General features: G+C 69.6%; 24 protein-coding genes. 7 read left to right on the top strand and 17 right to left on the bottom strand.

Translation table 11 applies throughout. The annotated features are described in order from the left end of the window. Positions 1-27 precede the first annotated feature (27 nt). The 3 genes from gap (at position 28) to ACLBV5_RS10715 (ending at position 2,770) form a co-directional block, all read left to right on the top strand. Positions 28-1,035 carry a type I glyceraldehyde-3-phosphate dehydrogenase gene (gap, locus tag ACLBV5_RS10725; protein WP_447605676.1) on the top strand — a complete coding sequence of 336 codons (1,008 nt, stop codon included), beginning with the start codon at positions 28-30 and terminating at the stop codon, positions 1,033-1,035. 93 nt (positions 1,036-1,128) lie between these two features. After that, entirely contained in the window at positions 1,129-1,482 is a 354-nt protein-coding gene (locus ACLBV5_RS10720) for an endonuclease domain-containing protein (RefSeq protein ID WP_447605675.1), read from the top strand. 91 nt (positions 1,483-1,573) lie between these two features. Next, positions 1,574-2,770 carry a phosphoglycerate kinase gene (locus ACLBV5_RS10715; RefSeq protein WP_447605674.1) on the top strand — a complete coding sequence of 399 codons (1,197 nt, stop codon included), beginning with the start codon at positions 1,574-1,576 and terminating at the stop codon, positions 2,768-2,770. 51 nt (positions 2,771-2,821) lie between these two features. Here ACLBV5_RS10715 and ACLBV5_RS10710 read toward each other — a convergent pair whose 3' ends face one another. Continuing rightward, a complete protein-coding gene (locus tag ACLBV5_RS10710; protein ID WP_447605673.1) occupies positions 2,822-3,223 on the bottom strand; it encodes a hypothetical protein in 402 nt (133 codons plus the stop codon). 156 nt (positions 3,224-3,379) lie between these two features. Between ACLBV5_RS10710 and fba the strand changes: the two genes are divergently transcribed. The 3 genes from fba (at position 3,380) to rpoH (ending at position 6,627) form a co-directional block, all read left to right on the top strand. Continuing rightward, positions 3,380-4,444, top strand: coding sequence for a class II fructose-bisphosphate aldolase (gene fba, locus ACLBV5_RS10705; protein WP_447605672.1), 1,065 nt, complete (start codon positions 3,380-3,382; stop codon positions 4,442-4,444). A gap of 114 nt (positions 4,445-4,558) precedes the next feature. Further along, positions 4,559-5,545: an RluA family pseudouridine synthase gene (locus ACLBV5_RS10700; protein WP_447605671.1), complete on the top strand. Its 987-nt coding sequence runs from the start codon at positions 4,559-4,561 to the stop codon at positions 5,543-5,545. A 197-nt stretch (positions 5,546-5,742) separates the two neighbouring features. Next, positions 5,743-6,627, top strand: a complete 885-nt coding sequence (gene rpoH, locus ACLBV5_RS10695) for an RNA polymerase sigma factor RpoH (protein WP_025977864.1) — start codon at positions 5,743-5,745, stop codon at positions 6,625-6,627. Between the two features lie 76 nt (positions 6,628-6,703). Here rpoH and ACLBV5_RS10690 read toward each other — a convergent pair whose 3' ends face one another. The 8 genes from ACLBV5_RS10690 to ACLBV5_RS10655 form a co-directional block, all read right to left on the bottom strand. Then, a complete protein-coding gene (locus tag ACLBV5_RS10690; protein WP_447605670.1) occupies positions 6,704-7,510 on the bottom strand; it encodes a response regulator in 807 nt (268 codons plus the stop codon). Between the two features lie 76 nt (positions 7,511-7,586). Further along, positions 7,587-8,882 (bottom strand): adenylosuccinate synthase, encoded by a 1,296-nt coding sequence (locus ACLBV5_RS10685; protein ID WP_025977866.1) that lies wholly within the window; start codon positions 8,880-8,882, stop codon positions 7,587-7,589. 91 nt (positions 8,883-8,973) lie between these two features. Further along, positions 8,974-10,146, bottom strand: a complete 1,173-nt coding sequence (locus ACLBV5_RS10680) for a phosphoserine transaminase (protein WP_447605669.1) — start codon at positions 10,144-10,146, stop codon at positions 8,974-8,976. A 50-nt stretch (positions 10,147-10,196) separates the two neighbouring features. Continuing rightward, a complete protein-coding gene (locus ACLBV5_RS10675; RefSeq protein ID WP_312449013.1) occupies positions 10,197-11,129 on the bottom strand; it encodes a J domain-containing protein in 933 nt (310 codons plus the stop codon). A gap of 122 nt (positions 11,130-11,251) precedes the next feature. Continuing rightward, positions 11,252-14,929: a baseplate multidomain protein megatron gene (locus tag ACLBV5_RS10670; RefSeq protein WP_447605668.1), complete on the bottom strand. Its 3,678-nt coding sequence runs from the start codon at positions 14,927-14,929 to the stop codon at positions 11,252-11,254. A gap of 3 nt (positions 14,930-14,932) precedes the next feature. Continuing rightward, entirely contained in the window at positions 14,933-15,370 is a 438-nt protein-coding gene (locus tag ACLBV5_RS10665; protein ID WP_447605766.1) for a peptidase P60, read from the bottom strand. Between the two features lie 182 nt (positions 15,371-15,552). Further along, positions 15,553-16,206, bottom strand: coding sequence for a DUF2163 domain-containing protein (locus tag ACLBV5_RS10660; protein ID WP_447605667.1), 654 nt, complete (start codon positions 16,204-16,206; stop codon positions 15,553-15,555). A 3-nt stretch (positions 16,207-16,209) separates the two neighbouring features. After that, complete coding sequence (locus ACLBV5_RS10655) at positions 16,210-16,821, bottom strand: phage distal tail protein, Rcc01695 family (RefSeq protein WP_447605666.1); 612 nt, start codon at positions 16,819-16,821, stop codon at positions 16,210-16,212. Between the two features lie 171 nt (positions 16,822-16,992). Here ACLBV5_RS10655 and ACLBV5_RS10650 point away from each other — a divergent pair, with 171 nt between their 5' ends. Beyond that, complete coding sequence (locus ACLBV5_RS10650) at positions 16,993-17,700, top strand: DUF805 domain-containing protein (RefSeq protein ID WP_447605665.1); 708 nt, start codon at positions 16,993-16,995, stop codon at positions 17,698-17,700. Between the two features lie 124 nt (positions 17,701-17,824). Here the strand turns inward: ACLBV5_RS10650 and ACLBV5_RS10645 are convergent, their stop codons facing one another. From ACLBV5_RS10645 to ACLBV5_RS10610, 8 genes are all read right to left on the bottom strand, one after another. Beyond that, positions 17,825-18,361, bottom strand: a complete 537-nt coding sequence (locus ACLBV5_RS10645; RefSeq protein WP_447605664.1) for a phage tail tape measure protein — start codon at positions 18,359-18,361, stop codon at positions 17,825-17,827. Beyond that, positions 18,351-18,530: a phage tail assembly chaperone gene (locus tag ACLBV5_RS10640; protein ID WP_447605663.1), complete on the bottom strand. Its 180-nt coding sequence runs from the start codon at positions 18,528-18,530 to the stop codon at positions 18,351-18,353. The genes ACLBV5_RS10645 and ACLBV5_RS10640 overlap by 11 nt, the downstream gene beginning before the upstream one ends. Continuing rightward, on the bottom strand, positions 18,527-18,817 hold the full coding sequence (locus ACLBV5_RS10635) for a GTA-gp10 family protein (RefSeq protein WP_447605662.1): 291 nt from the start codon (positions 18,815-18,817) through the stop codon (positions 18,527-18,529). The genes ACLBV5_RS10640 and ACLBV5_RS10635 overlap by 4 nt, the downstream gene beginning before the upstream one ends. Next, positions 18,817-19,227: a phage major tail protein, TP901-1 family gene (locus ACLBV5_RS10630; RefSeq protein ID WP_025977876.1), complete on the bottom strand. Its 411-nt coding sequence runs from the start codon at positions 19,225-19,227 to the stop codon at positions 18,817-18,819. Before ACLBV5_RS10630 ends, ACLBV5_RS10635 begins: the two co-directional genes overlap by 1 nt. 189 nt (positions 19,228-19,416) lie before the next feature. Beyond that, positions 19,417-19,824, bottom strand: a complete 408-nt coding sequence (locus tag ACLBV5_RS10625) for a DUF3168 domain-containing protein (protein WP_447605661.1) — start codon at positions 19,822-19,824, stop codon at positions 19,417-19,419. After that, positions 19,821-20,123, bottom strand: a complete 303-nt coding sequence (locus ACLBV5_RS10620) for a phage head completion protein (protein ID WP_447605660.1) — start codon at positions 20,121-20,123, stop codon at positions 19,821-19,823. Before ACLBV5_RS10620 ends, ACLBV5_RS10625 begins: the two co-directional genes overlap by 4 nt. A gap of 11 nt (positions 20,124-20,134) precedes the next feature. Next, positions 20,135-20,401, bottom strand: coding sequence for a head-tail connector protein (locus tag ACLBV5_RS10615; RefSeq protein WP_447605659.1), 267 nt, complete (start codon positions 20,399-20,401; stop codon positions 20,135-20,137). Between the two features lie 150 nt (positions 20,402-20,551). Next, on the bottom strand, positions 20,552-21,796 hold the full coding sequence (locus tag ACLBV5_RS10610; protein ID WP_447605658.1) for a phage major capsid protein: 1,245 nt from the start codon (positions 21,794-21,796) through the stop codon (positions 20,552-20,554). Between the last annotated feature and the right edge of the window lie 137 nt (positions 21,797-21,933).

Genomic DNA, 21,933 nt, shown 5'->3' with positions numbered 1-21,933 from the left:
CGCCCCCAGTTTAGGAGACTGCTCCCCATGACCGTTCGCGTCGCCATCAACGGCTTCGGCCGCATCGGCCGCCTCGTCCTTCGCTCGATCGTCGAGCACGGCCGCACGGACATCGAGGTCGTGGCGATCAACGACCTGGGCCCGGTCGAGACCAACGCCCACCTGTTCCGCTATGACTCGGTGCACGGCCGCTTCCCCGGCACGGTCACGACCGGCGAGGACTGGATCGACGTCGGCACGGGCAAGATCAAGGTCACGGCCGAGCGCGACCCGGCCAACCTGCCGCACGCCGAATTGAAGGTGGACATCGCCCTGGAATGCACGGGCATCTTCACCTCCAAGGACAAGGCCTCGGCCCACCTGAAGGCGGGCGCCAAGCGCGTGCTGGTCTCGGCGCCGGCCGACAACGCCGACAAGACCATCGTCTTCAAGGTCAACCATGAGACGCTGACGGCCGACGACATCGTCGTCTCCAACGGCTCGTGCACGACCAACGCCCTGGCCCCGGTGGCCAAGGTGCTGCACGACTTGTTCGGCATCGAGCGCGGCTATATGACCACCATCCACGCCTACACCGGCGACCAGCCGACGCTGGATACGATGCACAAGGATCTGTACCGCGGCCGCGCCGCCGCCCTGTCGATGATCCCGACCTCGACCGGCGCCGCCAAGGCCCTGGGCCTGGTCCTGCCGGAGCTGAAGGGCAAGCTGGACGGCTCGTCGATCCGCGTCCCGACCCCGAACGTCTCGGTCGTCGACCTGAAGGTCGTCGCCGGTCGCGAAGTCACCGCCGAGGAAATCAACGCCGCCCTGCTGGCCGCCGCAAACGGCCCGATGAGCGGCGTCCTGGCCACGACCACCGACCCGCTGGTCTCGGTCGACCTGAACCACGTCGCCGCCTCCTCGACCGCCGCCCTGCCGCAAACGCAGGTCGTCGACGGCAAGCTGGCCCGCGTCCTGACCTGGTACGACAACGAGTGGGGCTTCGCGACCCGCATGGCCGACACCGCCCTGGTGATGGCCAAGTTCCTGTAAACTGGAAATGCTAAGCCCTCTCCCGCTGGGAGAGGGCTTGAGCGCCCAAGAGCCGAAGGCGATTGGCTGCGCGAAAGGGTGAGGGTCGGCGCGATGACATTGAAACGCACCGCCTTCGACCGCTCACTTCGACAAGACGCAGGATTGGCCGAGCAACGGGCTTGGGCCCTGCTAAGAAGCGGCCAAATCGACGGCCATAAGTTCCGCCGTCAGCATCCGATCGGCCGATACGTCGCGGATTTCGCCTGCGATCGCTTGCGGCTGGTGATCGAGATCGACGGCGGGGTCCATGATCGGGACGAGGTCGTGACCAGCGATCATCTGAGACAGATCGATCTGGAGGCCTTGGGCTGGAGCGTTCTGCGCTTCTCCAACGCCCAGGCCTTGAGCGAACCGGAAGTCATCACCGCCGCCGTTCGTGCACACGCCCGCTTGATCGCGCCCTGAGCACGGCTTACGCCGACTGATACCTTCGACCCTCATCCGGCCCTGCGGGCCACCTTCTCCCATAGGGAGAAGGAAGACCTGGAACTTCACAATGACCTTCCGCACCCTCGACGACGTTTCCGACCTTTCGGGCCAGACCGCCTTGGTCCGCGTGGACTTCAACGTGCCGATGGAGGACGGGAACGTGACCGACGACACCCGTCTGAAGGCCGCCCTGCCGACCATTCACCGCCTGCGCGAAGCGGGCGCCAAGGTGGTGCTGCTGGCCCACTTTGATCGGCCCAAGGGCGAGCGCGTGCCGTCGATGAGCCTGCGCCCCGTGGTCGAGCCGCTTGAGCTGCTGCTGCACGGCCCCGTGCGCTTCGCCGACGACTGCGTGGGCGATGAGGCCAAGGCCGCCGTGGCCGATCTGGACGCGGGCGGCGTGCTGCTGCTGGAAAACGTCCGCTTCCACAAGGGCGAGGAAAAGAGCGACCCGGCCTTCGCTGAACAACTGGCGGAACTGGGCGACCTCTACGTCAACGACGCCTTCTCGGCCGCGCACCGCGCCCACGCCTCGACCGAGGGTCTGGCCCGCCTCCTGCCCGCCTATGCCGGTTGCGCGATGGCGCGCGAGCTTGAGGCGCTGGACGCCGCACTGGGCAAGCCGCAGAAGCCGGTCATCGGCATCGTCGGCGGCGCCAAGGTCTCCACCAAGCTGGACCTGCTGAAGAACCTGGTCGCCAAGCTGGACTACCTGGCCATCGGCGGCGGCATGGCCAACACCTTCCTGCACGCCCAGGGCGTCGATGTCGGCGGTTCGCTGTGCGAGAAGGATCTGGCCGACACCGCGCGCGAGATCATCGAGGAAGCCCGTCGCCAGGGCTGCGAACTGCTGCTGCCGGTCGACGTCGTTGTGGCCAAGGGCGTCAAGCCGGGCATCGAGTCGGGCGTGCGCGCCCTGGACCGCATCGCCGCCGACGACCTGATCCTCGACGCCGGGCCCGAAACCGTCGCCCGCCTGATGCGCGCCATGGACCTGTCGAAGACGCTGATCTGGAACGGCCCGCTGGGCGTGTTCGAGGTCCCGCCCTTCGACAAGGCCACCGTGGCCGCCGCCAAACACGCCGCCGAACTGGCCAAGGCCGGCAAGCTGGTCGCGGTGGCCGGCGGCGGCGACACGGTCGCGGCCCTGCACCACGCGGGCACGGCGGACGACATGACCTTCGTCTCCACCGCAGGCGGCGCCTTCCTGGAGTGGATGGAAGGCAAGGTTCTGCCGGGCGTAGAGGCTCTGCGCGCCGCCTAAAAACGTCAAGGCGAGGGCTGTTCGCGGCCCTCGCCCCTGATGCCTGAATGTTTAGTCTTCGCCGTCCATGTCGATGGCGCGCGCGACCAGATCGCGCCACGTCGGATCGGTGTCGTCCACCAAATCGACATCGTCCAGCAGAGCCACCGCCCCGCCGCCATCGGGCAGGATCAGCCCCAACACTTCCATAAGTTCGCCGTCGGGCCCGACATGGGCCTCGGCCTGGACGATTACGGCCGCCTGCTCGCCGTCCTCCTCCCACCAGATGACGGGCTGAGGCAGCTCCATGTCGATGACGCGCGCCTCTTCGGTGTCGCCCAGGGCGAAGACCGCCTTGCCCGCCTGAACGTCGTCCAGCGTCGCCACCGCTCCGGCGAAAGGCGTCAGCCGCGCCCAGTCGTCGACGTCGAAACCGCCGCCGTCTTCAGCCAGCGCATCATTGTTCTGGCTCATCGCCGCTCCTTGGTCAGACGCCCCGCAGGCGCCGGAGCACTTAAGGTCTGCGCGCCCAAAGTCCACCACGCCTAAGCCCTGTCACGGCGGCGTGACTTCCCGCACCCGACCGGCTAAGACCTCGGGCAAAATCACTATCGGTTCAGGAGACTACACATGGCGCGCATTACGCTGCGACAACTGCTCGACCACGCGGCTGAGCATGACTACGGCCTGCCCGCCTACAACATCAACAACATGGAGCAGGGCCTGGCCATCATGGAGGCCGCCGACGCCGTCAACGCGCCGGTCATCATCCAGGCCTCGCGCGGCGCCCGCTCCTACGCCAACGACGTGGTCCTGGCCCGACTGATCGACGCCCTGGTCGAGCTTTATCCGCACATCCCGGTCTGCATGCACCAGGACCACGGCAACGGCCCGGCCACCTGCGCCACCGCCATCCAGTACGGCTTCACCTCGGTGATGATGGACGGCTCGCTGGAAGAAGACGCCAAGACCCCCGCTTCCTACGACTACAACGTGGACGTCACCCGCCGCGTGGTCGAGATGGCCCACTCGTGCGGCGTCTCGGTCGAGGGCGAACTGGGCGTTCTGGGCTCGCTGGAAACCGGCATGGGCGAGGCCGAGGACGGCCACGGCTTCGAAGGCAAGCTGGACCACTCGGCCCTGCTGACCGACCCGGATCAGGCCGTCGACTTCGTCAAGGCCACCAAGGTCGACGCCCTGGCCATCGCCATGGGCACCTCGCACGGCGCCTATAAGTTCACGCGCCAGCCGGACGGCGACGTTCTGGCCATGAACGTGATCGAGGAAATCCACAAACGCCTGCCCAACACCCACCTGGTGATGCACGGCTCCTCGTCGGTGCCGCAGGACCTGCAGGACATCATCAACCAGTACGGCGGCCAGATGCCCCAGACCTGGGGCGTGCCGGTCGAGGAAATCCAGCGCGGCATCAAGCACGGCGTGCGCAAGATCAACATCGACACCGACAACCGCATGGCCATGACCGGCGCCATCCGCAAGGTTCTGGCCGAGAAGCCGGGCGAGTTCGACCCGCGCGCCTATCTGAAACCCGCCAAGGAAGCCATGCGCAAGCTGTGCCAGGAGCGCTATCAGCAGTTCGGCTGCGAAGGCATGGCGTCCAAGATCCAGCCGCTGTCCACCGCCCAGATGGCCAAGCGCTACGCCGCCGGCGACCTGGACCCGCGCATCGGTTGATCGACGCAGAAGCGGGCCTGAACCCCGCTGAGACGATTGAAGGGCGGTCCCGTCGGGCCGCCCTTTTTTCACGGCGTCCGCCACCCGTGCTAAACGCACCTTGTGACCGACATCATGCCCGCGACCGACGACGAATCCGACCTGATAGTCCTGACCGCCCAGGTCGCCCCCGGCGCTGCGCGGCTGGACCGCGCCCTGGCCGACGCCCTTCCCGAACTGTCCCGCGCGCGCATCCAGGCGCTGCTGGACGCGGGCGCGGTCTCCCTGAACGGCGCCGTTGTAGGGGCCAAGGCCAAGCCTGCGCCCGGCGACTACCAGATCATCCTGCCGCCAGGGGCCTCGGCTGAACTGCGCCCCGAAGCCATCCCCCTGACCATCCTGTTCGAGGACGACGACCTGATCGTCATCGACAAGGCGCCGGGCATGGCGGTCCATCCCGCCCCCGGCTGCGAGACCGGCACCCTGGTCCACGCCCTGCTGCACCACTGCGCCGCCCTGTCGACCCTCGGCGATCCGGACCGGCCCGGCATCGTCCACCGCCTGGACAAGGACACCTCCGGCGTCATGGTCGCCGCCAAGTCGGACCGCGCCCACGCGGGGCTGGCCGCCCTGTTCGCCGCCCACGACATCGAGCGCACGTATGTCGCCCTGACGCGCGGCGCGCCCTCGCCCGAGAAGGGCCGCATCCAGACCCAGATCGGCCGCTCCAGCGGCGACCGCAAGAAGATGGCGGTGCTGAAATCCGGCGGGCGAGAGGCCATCACCGACTATGTCGTCCAGCAGACCTTCGGCCGTCCGGCCAAGGCCTCCAACGCCCCGCTCGCCGCCCGCGTCGCCTGCACCCTGCAGACCGGCCGCACCCACCAGATCCGCGTCCACATGGCGTCCAGGGGCTCGCCCCTGCTGGGCGACCCCGTCTATGGCTCGGGCAGCCCTGCCGCCTCCGTCCGCGCCGCGATCGCCGAGGCCGGCCTGAAACGCCAGGCCCTGCACGCCGCCATCCTCGGCTTCGTCCACCCCGTCACCGGCGAGCCGCTGCGCTTTCAGACCGCCCCGCCGCAGGACATACAGCGGCTGCAAACCCTGCTGGCGGCCCTCTAAACGCGGCCCGCTTTATTCGCAACAACATCTGTGCTAGATGATATATAGACGGCGAGGAAGCGTCGCCGTTCAATTGGGACAATCCGCCCCTTTCGTTTCGGGCAACGGATTCCCATCTTGTCAGTTGAGGGGCGAGGTGATGATGCACGTCATGTGGTCAAAGCCGTAGCGCCAGCTCGTGAAGCCGGAGGGACCATATGGCCAATAAAACGCTGACGGTGATGTCGCCTGAACAGGGACTGTCACGGTATCTTACGGAAATCCGTAAGTTTCCGATGCTCACCAAGGACGAGGAGTTCATGCTCGCCAAGCGGTGGAGCGAACACCAGGACACCGAAGCCGCCCACCGTCTCGTGACCTCTCACCTGCGCCTCGTGGCCAAGATCGCCATGGGTTATCGCGGCTACGGCCTGCCGATCGGCGAGGTCATCTCCGAGGGCAACGTCGGCCTGATGCAGGCCGTCAAGAAATTCGATCCCGACAAGGGCTTCCGCCTGGCGACCTACGCCATGTGGTGGATCCGCGCGTCGATCCAGGAATACATCCTGCGCTCCTGGTCGCTCGTGAAGATGGGCACCACGGCGGCCCAGAAGAAGCTGTTCTTCAACCTGCGCAAGGCCAAAAGCCAGATCTCGGCCTTCGAGGAAGGGGACCTGCACCCCGAGCACCTCGCCGCCATCGCCACCAAGCTGGGCGTGTCGGAAGAAGAAGTCACCAACATGAATCGCCGTCTCGGCGGCGACGCCTCGCTGAACGCGCCGCTGCGTTCGGATGGCGAAAGCGAGTGGCAGGACTGGCTGGCCGACGACAACGCCGTCAGCCAGGAGACCGAACTGGCCGAGAGCGAGGAAAAGTCCATCCGCATGGGCCTGCTGCAGGAAGCCATGGAAGAGCTGACCGATCGCGAGAAGCACATCCTGACCGAGCGCCGCCTCAAGGACGATCCGGTCACGCTTGAGGAGCTGGCCGGCCAGTACGGCGTCAGCCGCGAGCGCGTCCGCCAGATCGAGGTCCGCGCCTTCGAAAAGCTGCAAAAGGCCATGCGCGCCGCTGCCGAAGAACGCAATTTGGTCGACGCCTGAGGGCCTGCTGGATCGCCTCAACGGCCGCTCTCCGCCGTCATCCTCGGGCTTGCCCCGAGGATCGAGGGCGGCGGCCCTAACCCGCCCGGGCTAGGCTCTCGGGCGAGGCCAGCTTCAGCACCACCTCAACCGGCGCCGTCAGCCCCGCCTTGGTCGGCGCCCCGGCGGCCAGCGCCGTGTCCAGTCCCGCCGCCGCAATGGCCAGCGGCGCGTCGCCTGTCTTGATGGCCAGGGCCTTCAAGGTCTCAGCCTGCTGCTTGATCGCCCGCACGGCCTGCATCGGATCGCTGTCGAACTGAGCCAAGGCTGACAACAGAATGCGCATCGCCTGATCCTTGACCGCCAGAGCGGCCTCGGCGCTGGAGCGCGGCTTGTCCGCCTTGCGTTTCTGCGGCCCGGCGTAGTCGTCCGAGTTGAAGCGCCGCCGGTCCGGCCCGATATAGCCGACCGCCTCGACCCAATCGCGCGGCTTGGTCGCCAGGTTCTCGATCCGGCGTTGTAGGTCGCCGCTGGTGAAGGGCTTCCTCAGGAACTCGTGCACGCCCGAGTCTCGCGCGCCCTTGATGGCGCTGGCGGTGGCCTCCGCCGTCACCATGATGATCGGCGCGCGGCGGCAGGCCAGGCTCGAACGCCGAATGCGCCGCACCAAGGCCTCGCCGTCCAGCCTAGGACCCGTGCGCTCAGTGAAGATCAGCGCCGGCTCCATTTCACGGGCCAGGTCCAGCACCCGCGCCTCGTCGCCTTCGACCACGATCTCCCGCGATCCGAACCCCTTCAACAGGTCCTGCAACAGGCGCGCGGCGGCGGGGTTGGGATCAACGATGATCACGCGCCGGACCACCGGCGCGATCCGCTGCATCGTCTTGGCGTCTAGGGCGAACACAGGGCGAGCTCCATTTCAGAGCGCCACCCTATGCCCTACCGGTTAAGGCGTCGTTGCCTCGGCTGGAACTGTAAACTCAGCCTTGGAACGGATCGCGCATCAGGATGGTGTCGTCGCGCTCGGGGCTGGTCGACAGCAGGGCCACCGGCGCCCCGATCAGTTCCTCGATCCGACGCACATACTTCAGCGCATGGGCGTTCAGGTCCTTGAAGGTCCGCACGCCTGCGGTGCTCTCGTCCCAGCCTTCCAGTTCCTCGAACACCGGCTCGGCCGAAGCCTGATCCTTCAGGCTGCTGGGCAGATAGTCCAAAACCTCGCCATTGATGCGATAGCCGACGCAGATCTTCAGCGTCTTCAACCCGTCCAGCACGTCCAGCTTGGTCAGGGCGATGCCGTCGATGCCGTTGATCGCCACCGACTGGCGCACCAGCACCGCGTCGAACCAGCCGCAGCGGCGCGACCGGCCCGTGTTCACGCCGATCTCGCGGCCCACCACCGCCAGGTGCTGGCCGACTTCATCGTTCAGTTCGCAGGCGAAGGGGCCTTCGCCGACACGCGTCGTATAAGCCTTCACAATGCCCAGCACATAGCCGACGCCGCGCGGGCCGACGCCCGACCCTGCCGCCGCCTGACCGGCGACGGTGTTGGAGCTGGTCACATAGGGATAGGTGCCGTGGTCCACGTCCAGGAAGGCGCCCTGCGCCCCCTCGAACAGCACCCGCTTGCCCGCCTTCTGCGCCTCGTCCAGCACCCGCCACGCCGGTTTGACGTAGGGCAGGATCTTCGGCGCGATCTCCAGCAGTTGCGCCAGCAGCGCTTCCGGGTCGATCGGCTCCAGCCCCAGACCGGCCCGCAGCGGATCATGGTGCGAGCGCAGGCGGTCGATCTTGATCTTCAGGTCGTCTTCGTTGGCGAGGTCGCAGACGCGGATGGCCCGGCGCCCCACCTTGTCCTCATAGGCCGGGCCGATGCCGCGGCCGGTCGTGCCGATCTTGGCGCCCGGCGCGCTGGCGGCGGCCTCACGCGCCACGTCCAGCGCCGGATGGATCGGCAGGATCAGGCAGGCGTTGTCGGCGATGGTCAGGATGTCGGGCGTGATCGCCACGCCCTGAGCCTGGATCTTCTCGATCTCGCCGACCAGGTGCCAGGGATCGACGACCACGCCGTTGCCGATGATCGAGGGCTTGCCCTGCACCACTCCGCTCGGGAGCAATGCAAGTTTATAGACCTTGCCGTCGACGACCAGGGTGTGGCCCGCGTTGTGACCGCCCTGGAACCGCACCACCATGTCGGCGCGATTGGACAGCCAGTCCACGATCTTGCCCTTGCCCTCGTCGCCCCACTGGGCACCGACCACTGCGACGTTCGCCAAGACCTATACTCCGCAATCCAGAATGCGGTGGGAGCCTATACCCCCTGAATCGTCCGGCGTCGCCCCCAAGGGCGTCTAATAGGCGACAGAATCATCCGTCCGCCGACTGAGCCAGTTCACCGACCGCCGTCTGGAACGCCCATTCCAGCCACGGCGTCGCGGCCACGACATCCGCTGTCTCAATCGTACAGCCGCACCACAGGCGCAGGCCCGGCGGGGCGTTGCGGTGCGGCTCCATGTCATAGACCGCCCCCTCTCCCTCCAGCAGAGTCTTGAACCGCGTCACAAAGGCCTTCTGCCCCGCCTCGTCCAGCGCCGCCACCCGCGGATCGACGAACTTCAGACAGACCGAGGTCGTCGAGCGGATGTCCGGCCGGTCCGGCAGGAAGGCGATCCAGTCGGTCCGCTCCACCCACTCGGCCAGGGCGGCATAGTTGGCGTCTGTGCGCGCGATCAGGGCAGGCAGTCCGCCTTCGGCCTTCGCCCAGTCCAGGGCGTCGATCCAGTCCTCGATGGTCAGGACTGAGAAGGTGTTCATCACCACCCCGTCCGCCAGCGTCCGGTCAAAGCCCGTCTTGTCGGCGATCCGCAGCACCTTGGGCACGGCCCGATCCGGCCGATAGCTGTCCAGTCGCGCCACCGCGCGCGGCGACAGCACCATGACCCCGACGCCCGCCTCGCCGCCTAGCGCCTTCTGGAAGCTGAAGGTCGTCACATCCAGCTTGTCCCAGGGCAGGTCCATCGCGAACGCCGCCGAGGTCGCGTCGCAGATGGTCAGCCCCTCGCGGTCGTCGGCGATCCAGTCGCCGTCGGGCACGCGCACGCCCGAGGTCGTGCCGTTCCACGGAAACACCACGTCCTTCTTGGGATCGACCTTCGACAGGTCCGGCAGCTCGCCCCACGGCGCCAACAGGGCCTCGGGCTCCAGCCCCAGATGCGTCTTTACATCCGCCAGCCAGGTCAGGCCGAAATTCTCATAGGCGATCACCTGCACCGGGCGCTGGCCCAACATGCACCACAGCGCCGCCTCGACCGCCCCGGTGTCCGAACCGGGCGTGTAGAGCATGACATAGTCGTCCGGCGGGCTCAGCACCTCGCGCGTCAGCCGCAGCCCATGCGCGAACCGCTCCACCACCTCCGGCGCGCGGATGCCCCGCCCCATCAGGTTCGTCGGCAGCTTCGCCAGTTCCCAGCCCGGACGCTTGGCCGTCGGCCCGGCCGAGAACCAGGGGCGAGCAGGCTTGGCGGCGGGCTTGGGCGTCATGTCGGTCTCTGAAGTCTCGGGGAGGAGAAGGAAGCGTCAGCCTTAGGCCATCAACGGCCAGGCTTATAGGGCCGGCGCTCACGCCATTCCGTCGCAAACCGGACCAGTTCGTCGTCCGGCGCCTCGGGCAGCGTCACCACCAGCTTGGCCATCAGATCGCCGCGCCTGCCGTTCGCATAGGCGCCGCGCCCCTTCAGCCGCAGCACCTTGCCCGAGTTCGACCCCTTGGGAATGGTCATCATCACCGCGCCCTCGGGCGTCGGCACCTGGATCTTGCCGCCCAGCACCGCGTCCGGAACCGACACCGGCAGGTCCATCGTCAGGTCGGCGCCGTCGCGCTTGAACACCGGATGCGGCTGGATACGCAGTTCGATCAGAGCGTCGCCCGCCTGACCGCCGCGACCCGGCGCGCCCTGCCCCTTCAGCCGGATCGTCTGGCCGTCCGCCGCGCCCTTGGGGATGGCCACGTCCAGCATCCGCCCGTCCGAGAACTGGATGCGCCGCGTCGTCCCGGCGATCGCGTCCTCAAGACTGATGTCGAGGGTGGCCCGCACGTCCTGCCCGCGCCCGCCGCCGAAACCGCGCCCGGCGCTGCGTCCGCCGCCTCCAAAGGCGCCGAAGATTTCTTCCAGGTCGATGTCGTCAAAACTGGCCCGCCCGCCGGGGCCGCCCTCGCCGCGCCCGCCGAAGCCGAAGCCGCCGAAACCGCCGCCGCCCGGCCGCCCGCCCTGAGCGCCGCCAAAGCCTCGGAATTGCTCGCGTCCGTCAGCGTCGATCTCGCCGCGATCATACTTCGCGCGCTTCTCCGCGTCGCCCAGCAGATCGAAGGCCGCGGTGATGCGCTTGAACCGCTCCTCGGCCGCCTTGTCGCCGGGGTTCTTGTCGGGGTGCAGTTCCTTGGCCAGCTTGCGGAACGCCTTCTTGATCTCGTCCGCGCTCGCGCCCTTGGAAACGCCCAGTTCCTGATAGGGATCGCCAGCCAATTTTCGCTCCACTCCGGATCAACACAGACCAGAGCGTCAGTTAAGCCATGCAACCGCCCGCCGAAAGGGGCGAGGATGGTTTCCGCCTACTCGCCCCTGTCACAACAGGAGAGGTGGCCACGTCACAATCCCGCCACCGCCTCCGGGCCCCAGCCATAGCCGTCGCCCCATTGGGCTACAGCGACGTGCGCGTCCGCCCCGAGCCCGCCTGGAAAGTCCGCCGCGACCTCGGCCGCGCCATAGACGGTCGCCAGCCCCTCGACCTCCCAGACCCGCCGCACGACAGCGCCGTCCAGCACCCGCATGCGGAAGCGCCTCGGATCGACTTCGACGGGCTCAGCGTCCCATCCGTCGCCGCCCAAACGCACGCGCGGCGTCCAGCTCAACCGCCATCCGCCGCCCTCCGGCGCAGCCCGCAAATGCGCCGGTCGCCACGGCGCCGCACTCCGGTTGGCCCAGGTGAAGCCGACCTCCGTCGTGCCCGCCCCGCCCGGCGGCGCGCCTGCCGGCCCCGCCCGCCAGATCCGAGGCAGTCCCCGCTCGACCGCATCGACCTCGGCGCGCGCAATGCCGCGCTCCAGCACCACGACCAGCGCCCCCGCGTCCGCCCCATGCGACGCTGCGCTTTCCGTCCCTTGCTGACCGCGCAGCAGGCCGCTCAAGCGCCACACGTCCCCGCCGAGCAGTTCGGCCCGGCGGAACTGCACCAACTCCCATCCATTCGCACTGCGCACGGCCAGCAGATTGGCGCCCGACAATACCGCCTCGGCCGCCCGGCTCTGGGGCGCCTGCCCCTCTATCCGCACGCTCAGCACGGCCGTCTCGTCCCAGCGGCCGACCACGCCGGGCCGCAGGGGCGCCGTCAGCGTCCCCACCGTCGCGGGCGTCTCCACCACCGCCCTTGGCGTCAGACTGTCGACCGACGCGCCGCCATGCAGCGCCATCGGCCTCCACGGCTCGGCCGCCGCCGCGACCACCGACCGCCCATCCGCCTCCTCTCCCGGCAGCGGCGGCAGGTCCAGCAGCATCAGGAACGGCGCCCCCGCCGTCGTCGCCCCGCCCCCATCGCCGCGCCAGTCCTCCGGCGCATCCACGACAACCGCCTCGACCACGGGCGTCAACACCGCCCTGGGCGTCTCGTCCCAGTCCAGCCGCTCGACGCGCCAGTCGCCCGCACGTCCCTCCACCGCGGCCACATCGCCCGGCTCCAGCTTCAGCGCCTCCAGCGGCCCCAGCTTGAGCGTCAGCTGCTCGGCCGCCTCGCCCTGCAACAGCCGCTGCGCCGCCGCCGTCGCCAGCCCGGCCCCGACCACGGCGGGCAGGGCCGCGTCCACGCCGCCGCCCTCGCCGTCGCCGCGCACCGTCACGGCGCCCAGCTGATAGTCCGCCGCCTCATCGATAAACCGCAGCCGCGCCGCGCTAGGCCGAGGCGTCAGCCGCCGCTCCCCCGTCGCGCTCCCGCCCTTGTCGGGCAGGGCCAGCGCCGCCAGATCCAGCGTCATCTCCCGCGCCGTCTCGCCTAGCACGGCCACCCGACCATCCCGCTCAGCCGCCGTCGCCCCCAGCGCCTGCACCAGCGGCGCCAGCGCATCCTTCGTCGCCATCGGCCGGTCGACGACATAGCCCGTCACCGCGCCGTCCACCGCCCCGAGCGTATAGTCCGCCTCGGCCAACCCGCCGCGCTTCAGGATCGCCTCGATCAGGCCGCGCGCATCGCCGCCCATCCGCCCGTTCAGCCAGTGCCCCGTGCGCCAGGCGCCTGCATCCGCCCACACCTCCCCCAGCGCCGGAAACGCCGGATAGGGCCGCGCGTCCCAGCACCAGACGTCCGCCCCCTTCAGCATCGGCCCGCCATAGACGCCCGAGATCGGGTTGTTCGCCGGCTGCGCATAGTGCGTCAGCACCGCCTCGATCAGCCGCCGCTGCATCCGGTCGTCGCGCTCTCCGGTCGAGTACGGCGGCAGGGCGTTCTCGCTGCTCTTCGGATCCTGGAACAGGTTCGGCGCATTGCCCCCGCGATCCACCGCCGCACAGCCGAACTCGGTCAGACGGATCGGCTTCATCTGCGGAACCCAGGCCGTCGGCGCCGCCTGTCTTGCGCCGCCGATGCGCTCATGGTGCGGGTTCGACCACCAGCCCTTCAGGTCCTTGTAGCGGCAGATCCAGGCCTCGCCGTGGGCGCCGTCCTCGATCGCCGTGCGCCGCTGCGCCGCCCGGTCCGCCGCGTTGGCGTAGAACCAGTCATACCCCTCGCCGCCCGCCACCTGCGCCGCCAGATAGGCCGGGTCCGACGGTCCACGGAACGCTTGCGCATCCAGCCCGCCGTCGCCGCCGCGCCAGTCCCCCATCGGCGGGTACCAGTCGATGGCGACGTAATCGATATTCGGATCAGCCCACAAAGGATCGAGGTGAAACCTTACCTCCCCCTCTCTCTGCCAGCCGAAATACTCCGACCAGTCAGCGGCGTAGCTCAGCTTCACTCCCGGCCCGACCACCGCCCGGCATTCGGCCGCCAGCGTCCGCAACTGCGCCACCGCCGGAAAGCCCCCGCCCGCATCGCGCGTCCAGGTCAGCCCGCGCATCTCCGAGCCGATCAGCAGCCCGTCCGCCCCCTCCTCGGCCCCGATCTTCGCATAGTGCAGCGCCAGCCGACGAAGGCCCCAGCCGTCCGCCGTCCCGAACAGGGCCGCGACCTCGGCCGTCGCCCCCGCTCCGTTCGTCCCCTCAATGCGCCCCCGCCACGGATAGCCGGGGCAGTCCATGAAGACGAAGGGATACAGCGTCACCTCCAGCCCGCGCGCCTTCAGCGCCCGGATCGCCTGCCGCACGCTGTCGTCCGAGGGCGTGCCGCCATAGGCCGGACCATCCTCGACCTGAGAGATCAGATGCGCGTCCGCCCGCTCGACCCCGGCCACGCGCCAGACCAGCGGCTCGGTCGGCTTCTGCCGCCGCTCCACCCCCGGCCGGATGCGGCAATGGCTCATGCGTATGTCGTCGCCGAACCAGCCGACCACCAGACTGACGCGTTTCAGCCTCGGCGCCTGGGCCGTCAACTGATCCAGCGAGGCCTCGAGATCCGTCTGCCCCGCCGTCAGATGCACGTTCTCGGGCGTCGATTTCGTCAGCCCCTCTCGTCGCATCACCGGCTCGGTCGCCAGACAGAACTCGCCCGCGCCGGGGATCAGGCAGACGCCTTCCAGTCGGTCCTCCATCTGCGGTTCGGCGCCCTGCGGTCGGCGGAACACCTCAAACGACAGCTGCGGCGCCCGGTCGCCATAGGCGTCCAGCGGCAGGTCCTCGAACACCACATAGGCCGTCCCGCGATAGGCGGGCGCCTGTCCCTCCACCGCCTCGATCAGCGGGTCGGGCATCTGATCCTCGGTCCCGCGATGCAGGCGCATGGTCACGCCGGTCATGTCCATCGGCTGGCCGTCAGCCCAGATGCGCCCCACCCCGTCGATCGGCCCCTCGCACAGGGCCACGGCGAAGCTCAGCGAATAGGCGTAGTCGACCGTCTTTCCCGCCTTTCCCGCCAAGCGCTTTTCCTTGCGCTCCAGAAACCGCGCGGCCCAGATCACCTGTCCCGTCACCCGCGCCCGGCCGAAGACGCAGGCCATCGGCGCCCCCTCGGCGGAGGATTGCAGCTTCAGCCCCTCCAGCCTCGGCCCGACCTGCCGCGCCGGCGACAATCCAGCGACCAGCCGGTCGTCCAGCGCCCGCCCCAGCAGCCCCCCGGCCAGCAGGCCCAGGCTGCTGACGCCCGCCATCCCGCCAAGGCCGCCCAGCAGCACCTGCGCCATCATCTACTCCTTCAAAATCATCCGGGATGCAGGCCAGCGAAAGGCCGCGACCAGCCGCCGTCGCCACCACGGCCCCATCCAGCTCTCCACGACCGAGCGGCCCCAATAGGCGTGGATCATCAGCGGCTCCGGTCCTTCCACCGCGCTCAACATGGCGCAGTGTTTGGCCGGCGCCCCCGCCGCCATGCGGAACAGCAGCACGTCGCCCAGCCCCGCCCGCTCGGGCGATATCTCCACCAGCCAGCGCCGCGCCGCCGCCCACAACGCCTCTTCGCCCCCGACCTCGGCCCAGTCAGGGCGATAGGGCGGCGGCGCCTCCGGCTCCTCGCCCATCACCTCGCGCCAGACCCCGCGCACCAGGCCCAGGCAGTCCGCCCCCTCGCCCTTCAAGCTGCACTGATGCCGATACGGCGTTCCCAGCCAACCGCGCGCCGCCGCCACGACCCCCAAGCGCCGCGCCTCTCCCTCCCCTTCATGGGGAGGGTGGTCGCGCAGCGACCGGGTGGGGAGGGCTTGGTGATCAGGACACGACGCCTGTTCTTGCTTGCCGCCCCCACCCGGCTTCGGCTCCGCCTCAGCCACCCTCCCCATGAAGGGGAGGGAGAATTCTTGAGCGCCCTTCCTCATCGCCTGCGGCTCCCGCCGTCATTGCGCCCGCTTGCCGGCCGCGCCGTCAGGAAGTCCTCGCCCGGCACGTCCGGGAACCCTTGAAAGTTCACCCCATTGCCGAACGCGCCCACGCAGGTCGCCCACCGCTTGTCGCAGCTGCGCCCCGCGACCGCCGCCGCCTCCAGCCCGCAGCGCCCATCGCCCAGCACCGCGTCGCAGCCCCGGCCATAGGTCCGCCCGACGACCCGCTCCAGCGCCGCCATCGGCCCGTCCAGATCGGCGATGAACCGCCCTTCCTCGCGCCGTATCCGCGCCAGCCTCCCCTTCCACAGCCGCACCTTCAGGTCCGGCCGCATCCAGTCCACGCGCCACAGCTCGACCTCGGCCGCGTCATAGCGCCCCGCCGCTATGTCCTCTTCGGTGATCGCCGCGTCATCCAGCCCGCCCGAGGCCGACAGCGTCCCCGCCGCCAGCCCGACCTCGCCCTCGCCCGCCCCGCCGGTCCAGCCGCTGGCCGCCCGGCACGCCACGCCTTCGACCTCCAGATCGCGGTCATGGTCGGTGAAGCCCATCGCCCGCCCGTCCGCCCGCCTCAGCAGCCAGGCATGACACAGCGTCGCCGCCCCGCTCTCGATGCGGGCGGCCAGTTCATCCGGAACATTGCGCATGGCTCAGACCCGCACCTCGATCAGCGGCATGGCGACCATCCGCCCGGCGCCGAAGCTCTCCAGCGTCACCTCCATCCGGTCCGCGTCGAACCGCACCGGCACGTCAAAGGCGAACCCCGCGCTCACCGCCGCCCCCTTCGGCGGCGCCGTCGCCAGCGTCACCCGCCCCGTCGTCGCCTCCAGGCTGAAGGCCGCCGTCTCCACGCCCGCCACGGCCACCCGCAACGATCCCTCGACCGGCTTGGCGATCAGCCGCCGATGATCGCCATAGGCCTTGCACAGCTGAAACGTCCGCGTTTCGCCGTCGCCGGTCCCGATCGCCTGATCCAGCGGCGTCACGGCCGCCCCCGGCGCCCCGCTCCTGAAGTCCGCAAAGTCGCGAAACCGGAACCCATGCAGCCGCCCGCGTCGCGCCTCGAAGAAACTCGTCAGCGCCGCCATGTCGTCCAGCGAGCGCAGGCCCGCCCCGATCAGATAGCGCCTGCGCCCATCGGCCCACGGCGTCGAGCGCCGCTCGAACCCTGACGCCAGCGTCGTGATCTCCGTCCTGCGCTCGACGCCGCCGGTCGAGCCGAACCCCAGCCGCGCCGGCAGGCGCACCTCATGAAAGGCCATGCGCCCCCTCCACATCCTGTCTCAATGTCTGGATTGCGTCCCGGACGGGACCGCTCGCGAACGCGTCGCGAAAAACCTTGCGTAACGTCACGCTTTGGGTTGTCCGCGCCATCGGCGTCGGCCATGCTTTCGCCACACCACGGCAAAGCCGTTCAACGATAGGAGATCCGCGTGCGCGGCGAAATTCTCAGCTATGACGAGGCGACCGGCACAGGGCTGATCAGCGGCGACGACAGCCTCCGTTACGGCTTTGCGCGCACCGCCGTTCAGGGCGAGGGCGCGATGGCCGCCGGCGTGCGCGTCGATTTCGTGCCCGAAGGCATGGAGGCGACCCAGATCATGCTTCTGCCGTCCGCCACCGCCGCCGCAGCCTTCGGCCAGGCCTCAGGCGCCGCCCCCTCGGCCAGCGCCCAGCCCGCCGCCGGCTACGACATCAAGACCGCCCTCTTCTCGTTCAAGGGCCGCCTGCGGCGCCGGGACTTCTGGATCAGCTGGGCCATCCTGTTCGTCGTCGGCCTGATCCTGAACTTCGTGCCCAAGGTCAGCTTCATCCTCGGCCTCGCCGTGATGGTCCTGCACCTGGCGGTCGGCTTCAAACGCTTCCACGACATGGGCAAGCCCGGCTGGCTGGTCGTCATCCCCTGGGCGCTCTGGTACGCCTCGCTCGCCATGCTGGTCAGCGCCTTCGGCCTGTCGATCCTGAGCGACCCCAACGCCGTGCAATCGATGGACCCCGAACTGCTCGTCGCCACCGGCGGCGCCGCCTTCGGCCTGATGTTCCTGGCCGGTCTGGTCAGCTTCGGCTTCTGGATGTGGCTCGGCTTCGGCGGCAGCCAACCCGGCTCCAACAAATACGGCCCCAACCCCAAGGGCGAATAGGGCCCAAAGAGCGCTCTTCGGAGCGCTCTTTTTTGTTGTCGCTACCGCTCGGCGCGCGGCGCCTTGCTGCTTGAGCTGGTTGGTCGTTACCGCTCGGCGCGCGGCGCCTCGCTGCTTGAGCGGGTCAGCGCGCCCCCAGCGCCGTCGCCCGCGCCAGCATCCGTGCGATCTGCGTCTCTGACCGCAACAGGCCCTCGGCGCCGCCGTCCACCGTGACGTTCACCGTCACGCCGCCCCCAGAGCCAGAGTGACCGCCCATCGGCTCGATCGTCCCGGCGCCCGCCGGGCGAAACACCTCCGGCCCGCGCTCGCCGACCAGATAGGCGCCCCCGCCCAGCACCGGCCCGCCGTCCGCCCGCGCGCCGCCGAAGCCGCCCATCGCCGCCGCTATGGCGCCCGACAGTCCCCCGCCGCCGCGCACGCCCGCCGCCGCATTGACAGCGTTCAGCACCGCCCGCGCCAGCTCAGCCAGCGTCACCTGCCCGTCCGCCGCCGCCCGCGCCAGCGAGCGCGTCAGACTGGCCCCCGCCCGCCCGAACGCATCCTCGATCGAGGCCGCCGCCCGCTCGGCCGGCTCCTTCAGCGCCTCGAGCGCCGCCGCCGCCTCCGCCGCCTTCACCGGCACGGCGTCGAGGCCGTCCGGCCTGAAACTATCGCTCATCCGGCCACATCTCCTGCATCCGCTCCAGTTCGCTGCGCCCCAGGGGCGCCGCCCGCGCCGGCCCCGCCGTCAGCATCCGCCACTCCTTGAGCGACAGCCGCCAGAAGCCCTCCGGCCCCACGCCCCTCCGCGCCGCCGCCTGCATCATCTCGCTCCACGGCGTGCTCACGCCGCCGCCGCAAAGGCCTTCGCCACCGCCCCCGCCGCCTCGCGCGGATCAACCGGCGCGCTCGCCAGTCCGTCCGCCAGCGCAACCTCGCCCCCGCCGCGCAACAGCGCCGCCAGGACCACCATCAGATCGCGCGCCGACAGCGAGCGCATCCGCTCCGCCAGCGCCGCCATCCCGGCCACGCCCAGCCCCGTCTCGATCTCGGCCAAGGCGCCCAGCGTCAGGCACAGCGTCCGCTCCGCCCCCGCTAGCCTCGCGACCACCTCGCCCCGCACGCCGTTCGCCATCACAGCGCCTCGAAACGGATCTCGCCCGCGCTGGCCAAACTCAACGCAAAGCTGGCCTCGCCCTCATGCTCGCCCGCATATTCCAGCGCGGCGACCAGGAACGGCCCTTCCAGCACGCCGAAGTCCGGCACGATCAGCCGCCACGTCTTCGCCGCCTGCTCAAAGAAGGCCTCGCGGATCAGGGCGTCCGACGCCGCGTCGCGAAAGATTCCCTGCCCCGACACCGCCGCCGACTTCACGCCCGCGCCCGCCAGCAGTTCGCGCCACCGTCCGGCGCTGTCGCTGTCGGTCGCGTCCACCGTCTTGGCGTTCAGCGAGATCGTCCTCGCCCTCAGCCCCGCCACAGTGATGAAGGCGCCAGCGGCGCCCTCGATCTTCAGCAGGATGTCCTTGCCCCGTTGCGCCGTCATCTTTCCTCGCTTCGTTTTCCAGAACACGCACGCCTTCTCCCTCCCCTTCATGGGGAGGGTGGCCGAGCCGCAGGCGAGGCCGGGTGGGGAGGGCCAGGCCATTTCCACGCCGCGCCCCGATCGCCCCGCGCCCCCACCAGTTCGCTATCGCGACCACCCTCCCCATGAAGGGGAGGGAGAGGCGCCGCGCTAAACCTCTTCCGTCACGGCCCGCAGCCGCATCACCGCCCATGCCCGCTTCAGATCCAGGCTGCGGAACAGGTCCGTGAACGTCACCGCCACGCTGACCGCCGTCACCCCTTCCGCCTCCAGCGGCGCATCGGCCAGCCGCGCCCGCACCGCCGCGGCCACGGCCCGCGCCTCCTCCAGCCCCCTGAAACGACTGGCGCAGGTCAGGGTCAGCCGCTGCTCCACCCCGCCGCCGTCGGCGTTCAGCGGCCGGCTCTCGCACCGCCCGATCACCAGATGCGGAAACTCCGCCCCCTGCGGCGGCTCGTCCCAGATCCGCGCCGGATCGCCCAGCAGCACCTTCAACGCCCCGTCGCCGCCCAGGTGCGCGATCAGCGCCTTCACCAGCGCCCCTTCATGATCCTTCATCGCGCCCGCTCCAGATTCAGCCGCACGCGACCCGCCGCCTTCGGATCGGCCTCGACGCCCACGACGCCCCAGTCTGCCCCGCCAAAGCGCACCACCAGCCCTTCGGCCAGCCGCGGATCGGCCCGTACGGTCGCGCTCAGCGTCTCCACCCCGCGCGTCACCCCCGCGTCCGTCCGCTCGCGCCGCCGCCGCGCCCCCAGGCTCAGCCACAGCGACCCGACCGGCTCATAGCTGACGACGCGCCCGCCATAGGGCGTCTGCGCCTCCACCGGCCGCACCAGCGACGCCACCACCTTCATCGCGCCCGCGCTCACAGCCGCACCACGCGATAGGGCGCGATCCACCCCTCGACCGGCGCCGCGCTTATCTCGCTCTCGCCGCGCTCATAGGCGCGCATCACCAGCATCATCACCGCCAGCCGCAGCGGCGCCGGCGAGGTCGAGGTCAGGCTCAAGCCCACCTCCCCCTCCACCCGCGCCCTGGCCGCCTCGATCAGCGTCTGGATCAGCCCGTCCTCCGCCTCATGCTCGACGCGCAGGAACAGCTTCGCCTCCGTGAGGCTCACGGGTGCGGTCATTTTGGACCTCGCTTTGCTCGGTAGTGGCGAGGGGCGAGTGACGAGGGGCGAGAAACGCCACCCTCAACCCGCCTCGCTCGCCTATTTCACGCCCCTGCCCGTGACGAGCGGCTCTCGCCACTCGCCACACGCCACTCGTCACTCGCTTCCTCAGGAAGCAGCGAACTTCATCAGCTTGATCGCGTCGAAGTTCTGCACCCCGCCGCCCACGCGCTTGGTCGTGTAGAACAGCACATAGGGCTTGGCCGAATAGGGATCGCGCAGCACTCGCACCCCCGCGCGGTCGACGATCAGATAGCCCCGCGAGAAGTCGCCGAACGCGATCGACAGGCTGTTGGCCGCCACATCCGGCATGGTCTCGATCTCGGTGACCGGATAGCCCAGCAAGCTGGCCGTCTCGCCCGGCCGCGTCGCCGGCGACCAGACATAGTTGCCGTCCGCATCCTTGAACTTGCGCACCGCCGAGACCGTGCGTCGGTTCATCACGAAACGCCCGTTCGGCCGATACTGAGCCTTGGGCGCATAGATCAGGTCGATCAGCTTGTCCGCCGGGTTGGTCGAGGCGAAACCGCCCGCCGCCCCCGACGCCACCGTGCCGATCTGCCCCCAGGTCTGCGTGCCTTCGCTCGCCGTCGCATAGGCCAGGAAGCCCTTGGGCTTGTTCACCCCGTCGCCGCTGACGAAGGCCGCCGTCTCCTGCGCCGCGAAGGCGTCCTCGACCTCGGCCGCCAGCCATTCGTCCAGGTCGATCAGGGCGTCGTCCAGCAGGGACTGCGTCGCCGCCGGACAGGCGTAGAGATCGGCCGAAGAAAACTCCAGCAGCGCCAGCGTCGCCGGGTCCGTCTCCGGCCGCGCCGCCGTCTCGGCCACCCAGCCGGCCTGCACGCCCGCCGTCGACACCGGCTTCCTGAACACGCCTGAGCCGACGGTGCGCACCGTGGCGATCTCGCGCATCGGGCTGCCCGCCATCAGGCGTCGCTCGATGGCCCGCTCCGTCTCCGGCGGCACGACATAGCCCGCCGAGTTCGACGCCGACGACAGCCCCGCCTTCAGCTCTAGGCCATGCGACGCGCCCGATTTCATATAGCCGTCCCACGCGCTCTTCTCCTCCCCATGGAATGGAGAGGGGGACCGCGAAGCGGTGGAGGGGCCGCCGGCCTCAAGCACAGGCCTGCGGCTCTCGCTCAGCGCGCGATCCATGCGCGCCTGCGCCTGCGCCACGGCCTGATCGATGCGCGCCACCTTCTCCTCCAGCAGCGCATCGGCCGAAGTCTTCTTCTCGATCTCGTCCAGACGGGCGTCGTTCGCCCCTTTGAACGCCTCGAACGCGGCCATCATTTCATGCATGGCGGCGCGCGCCTCGGGGTTGCCCGAGACGGTCTTGGTCTCTTTCATGGTGTCTCCGATGTTAGAACCGCACGATGCGGTTACGCTGGAGACGCGGTTGCGACGCCGCGTCTCGATCTTGCTTCAGCAGGTCGCGCCACAGCCCTCGTTGCGCCTTCGCGCAGGCGTGTTAGCGTCCTGGCCCA

It is taken from the genome of Brevundimonas sp. M1A4_2e, from assembly GCF_053345555.1.
The sequence above is the reverse complement of the archived record's forward strand: the minus strand, read 5'-3'. Positions and strand labels throughout refer to the sequence as shown.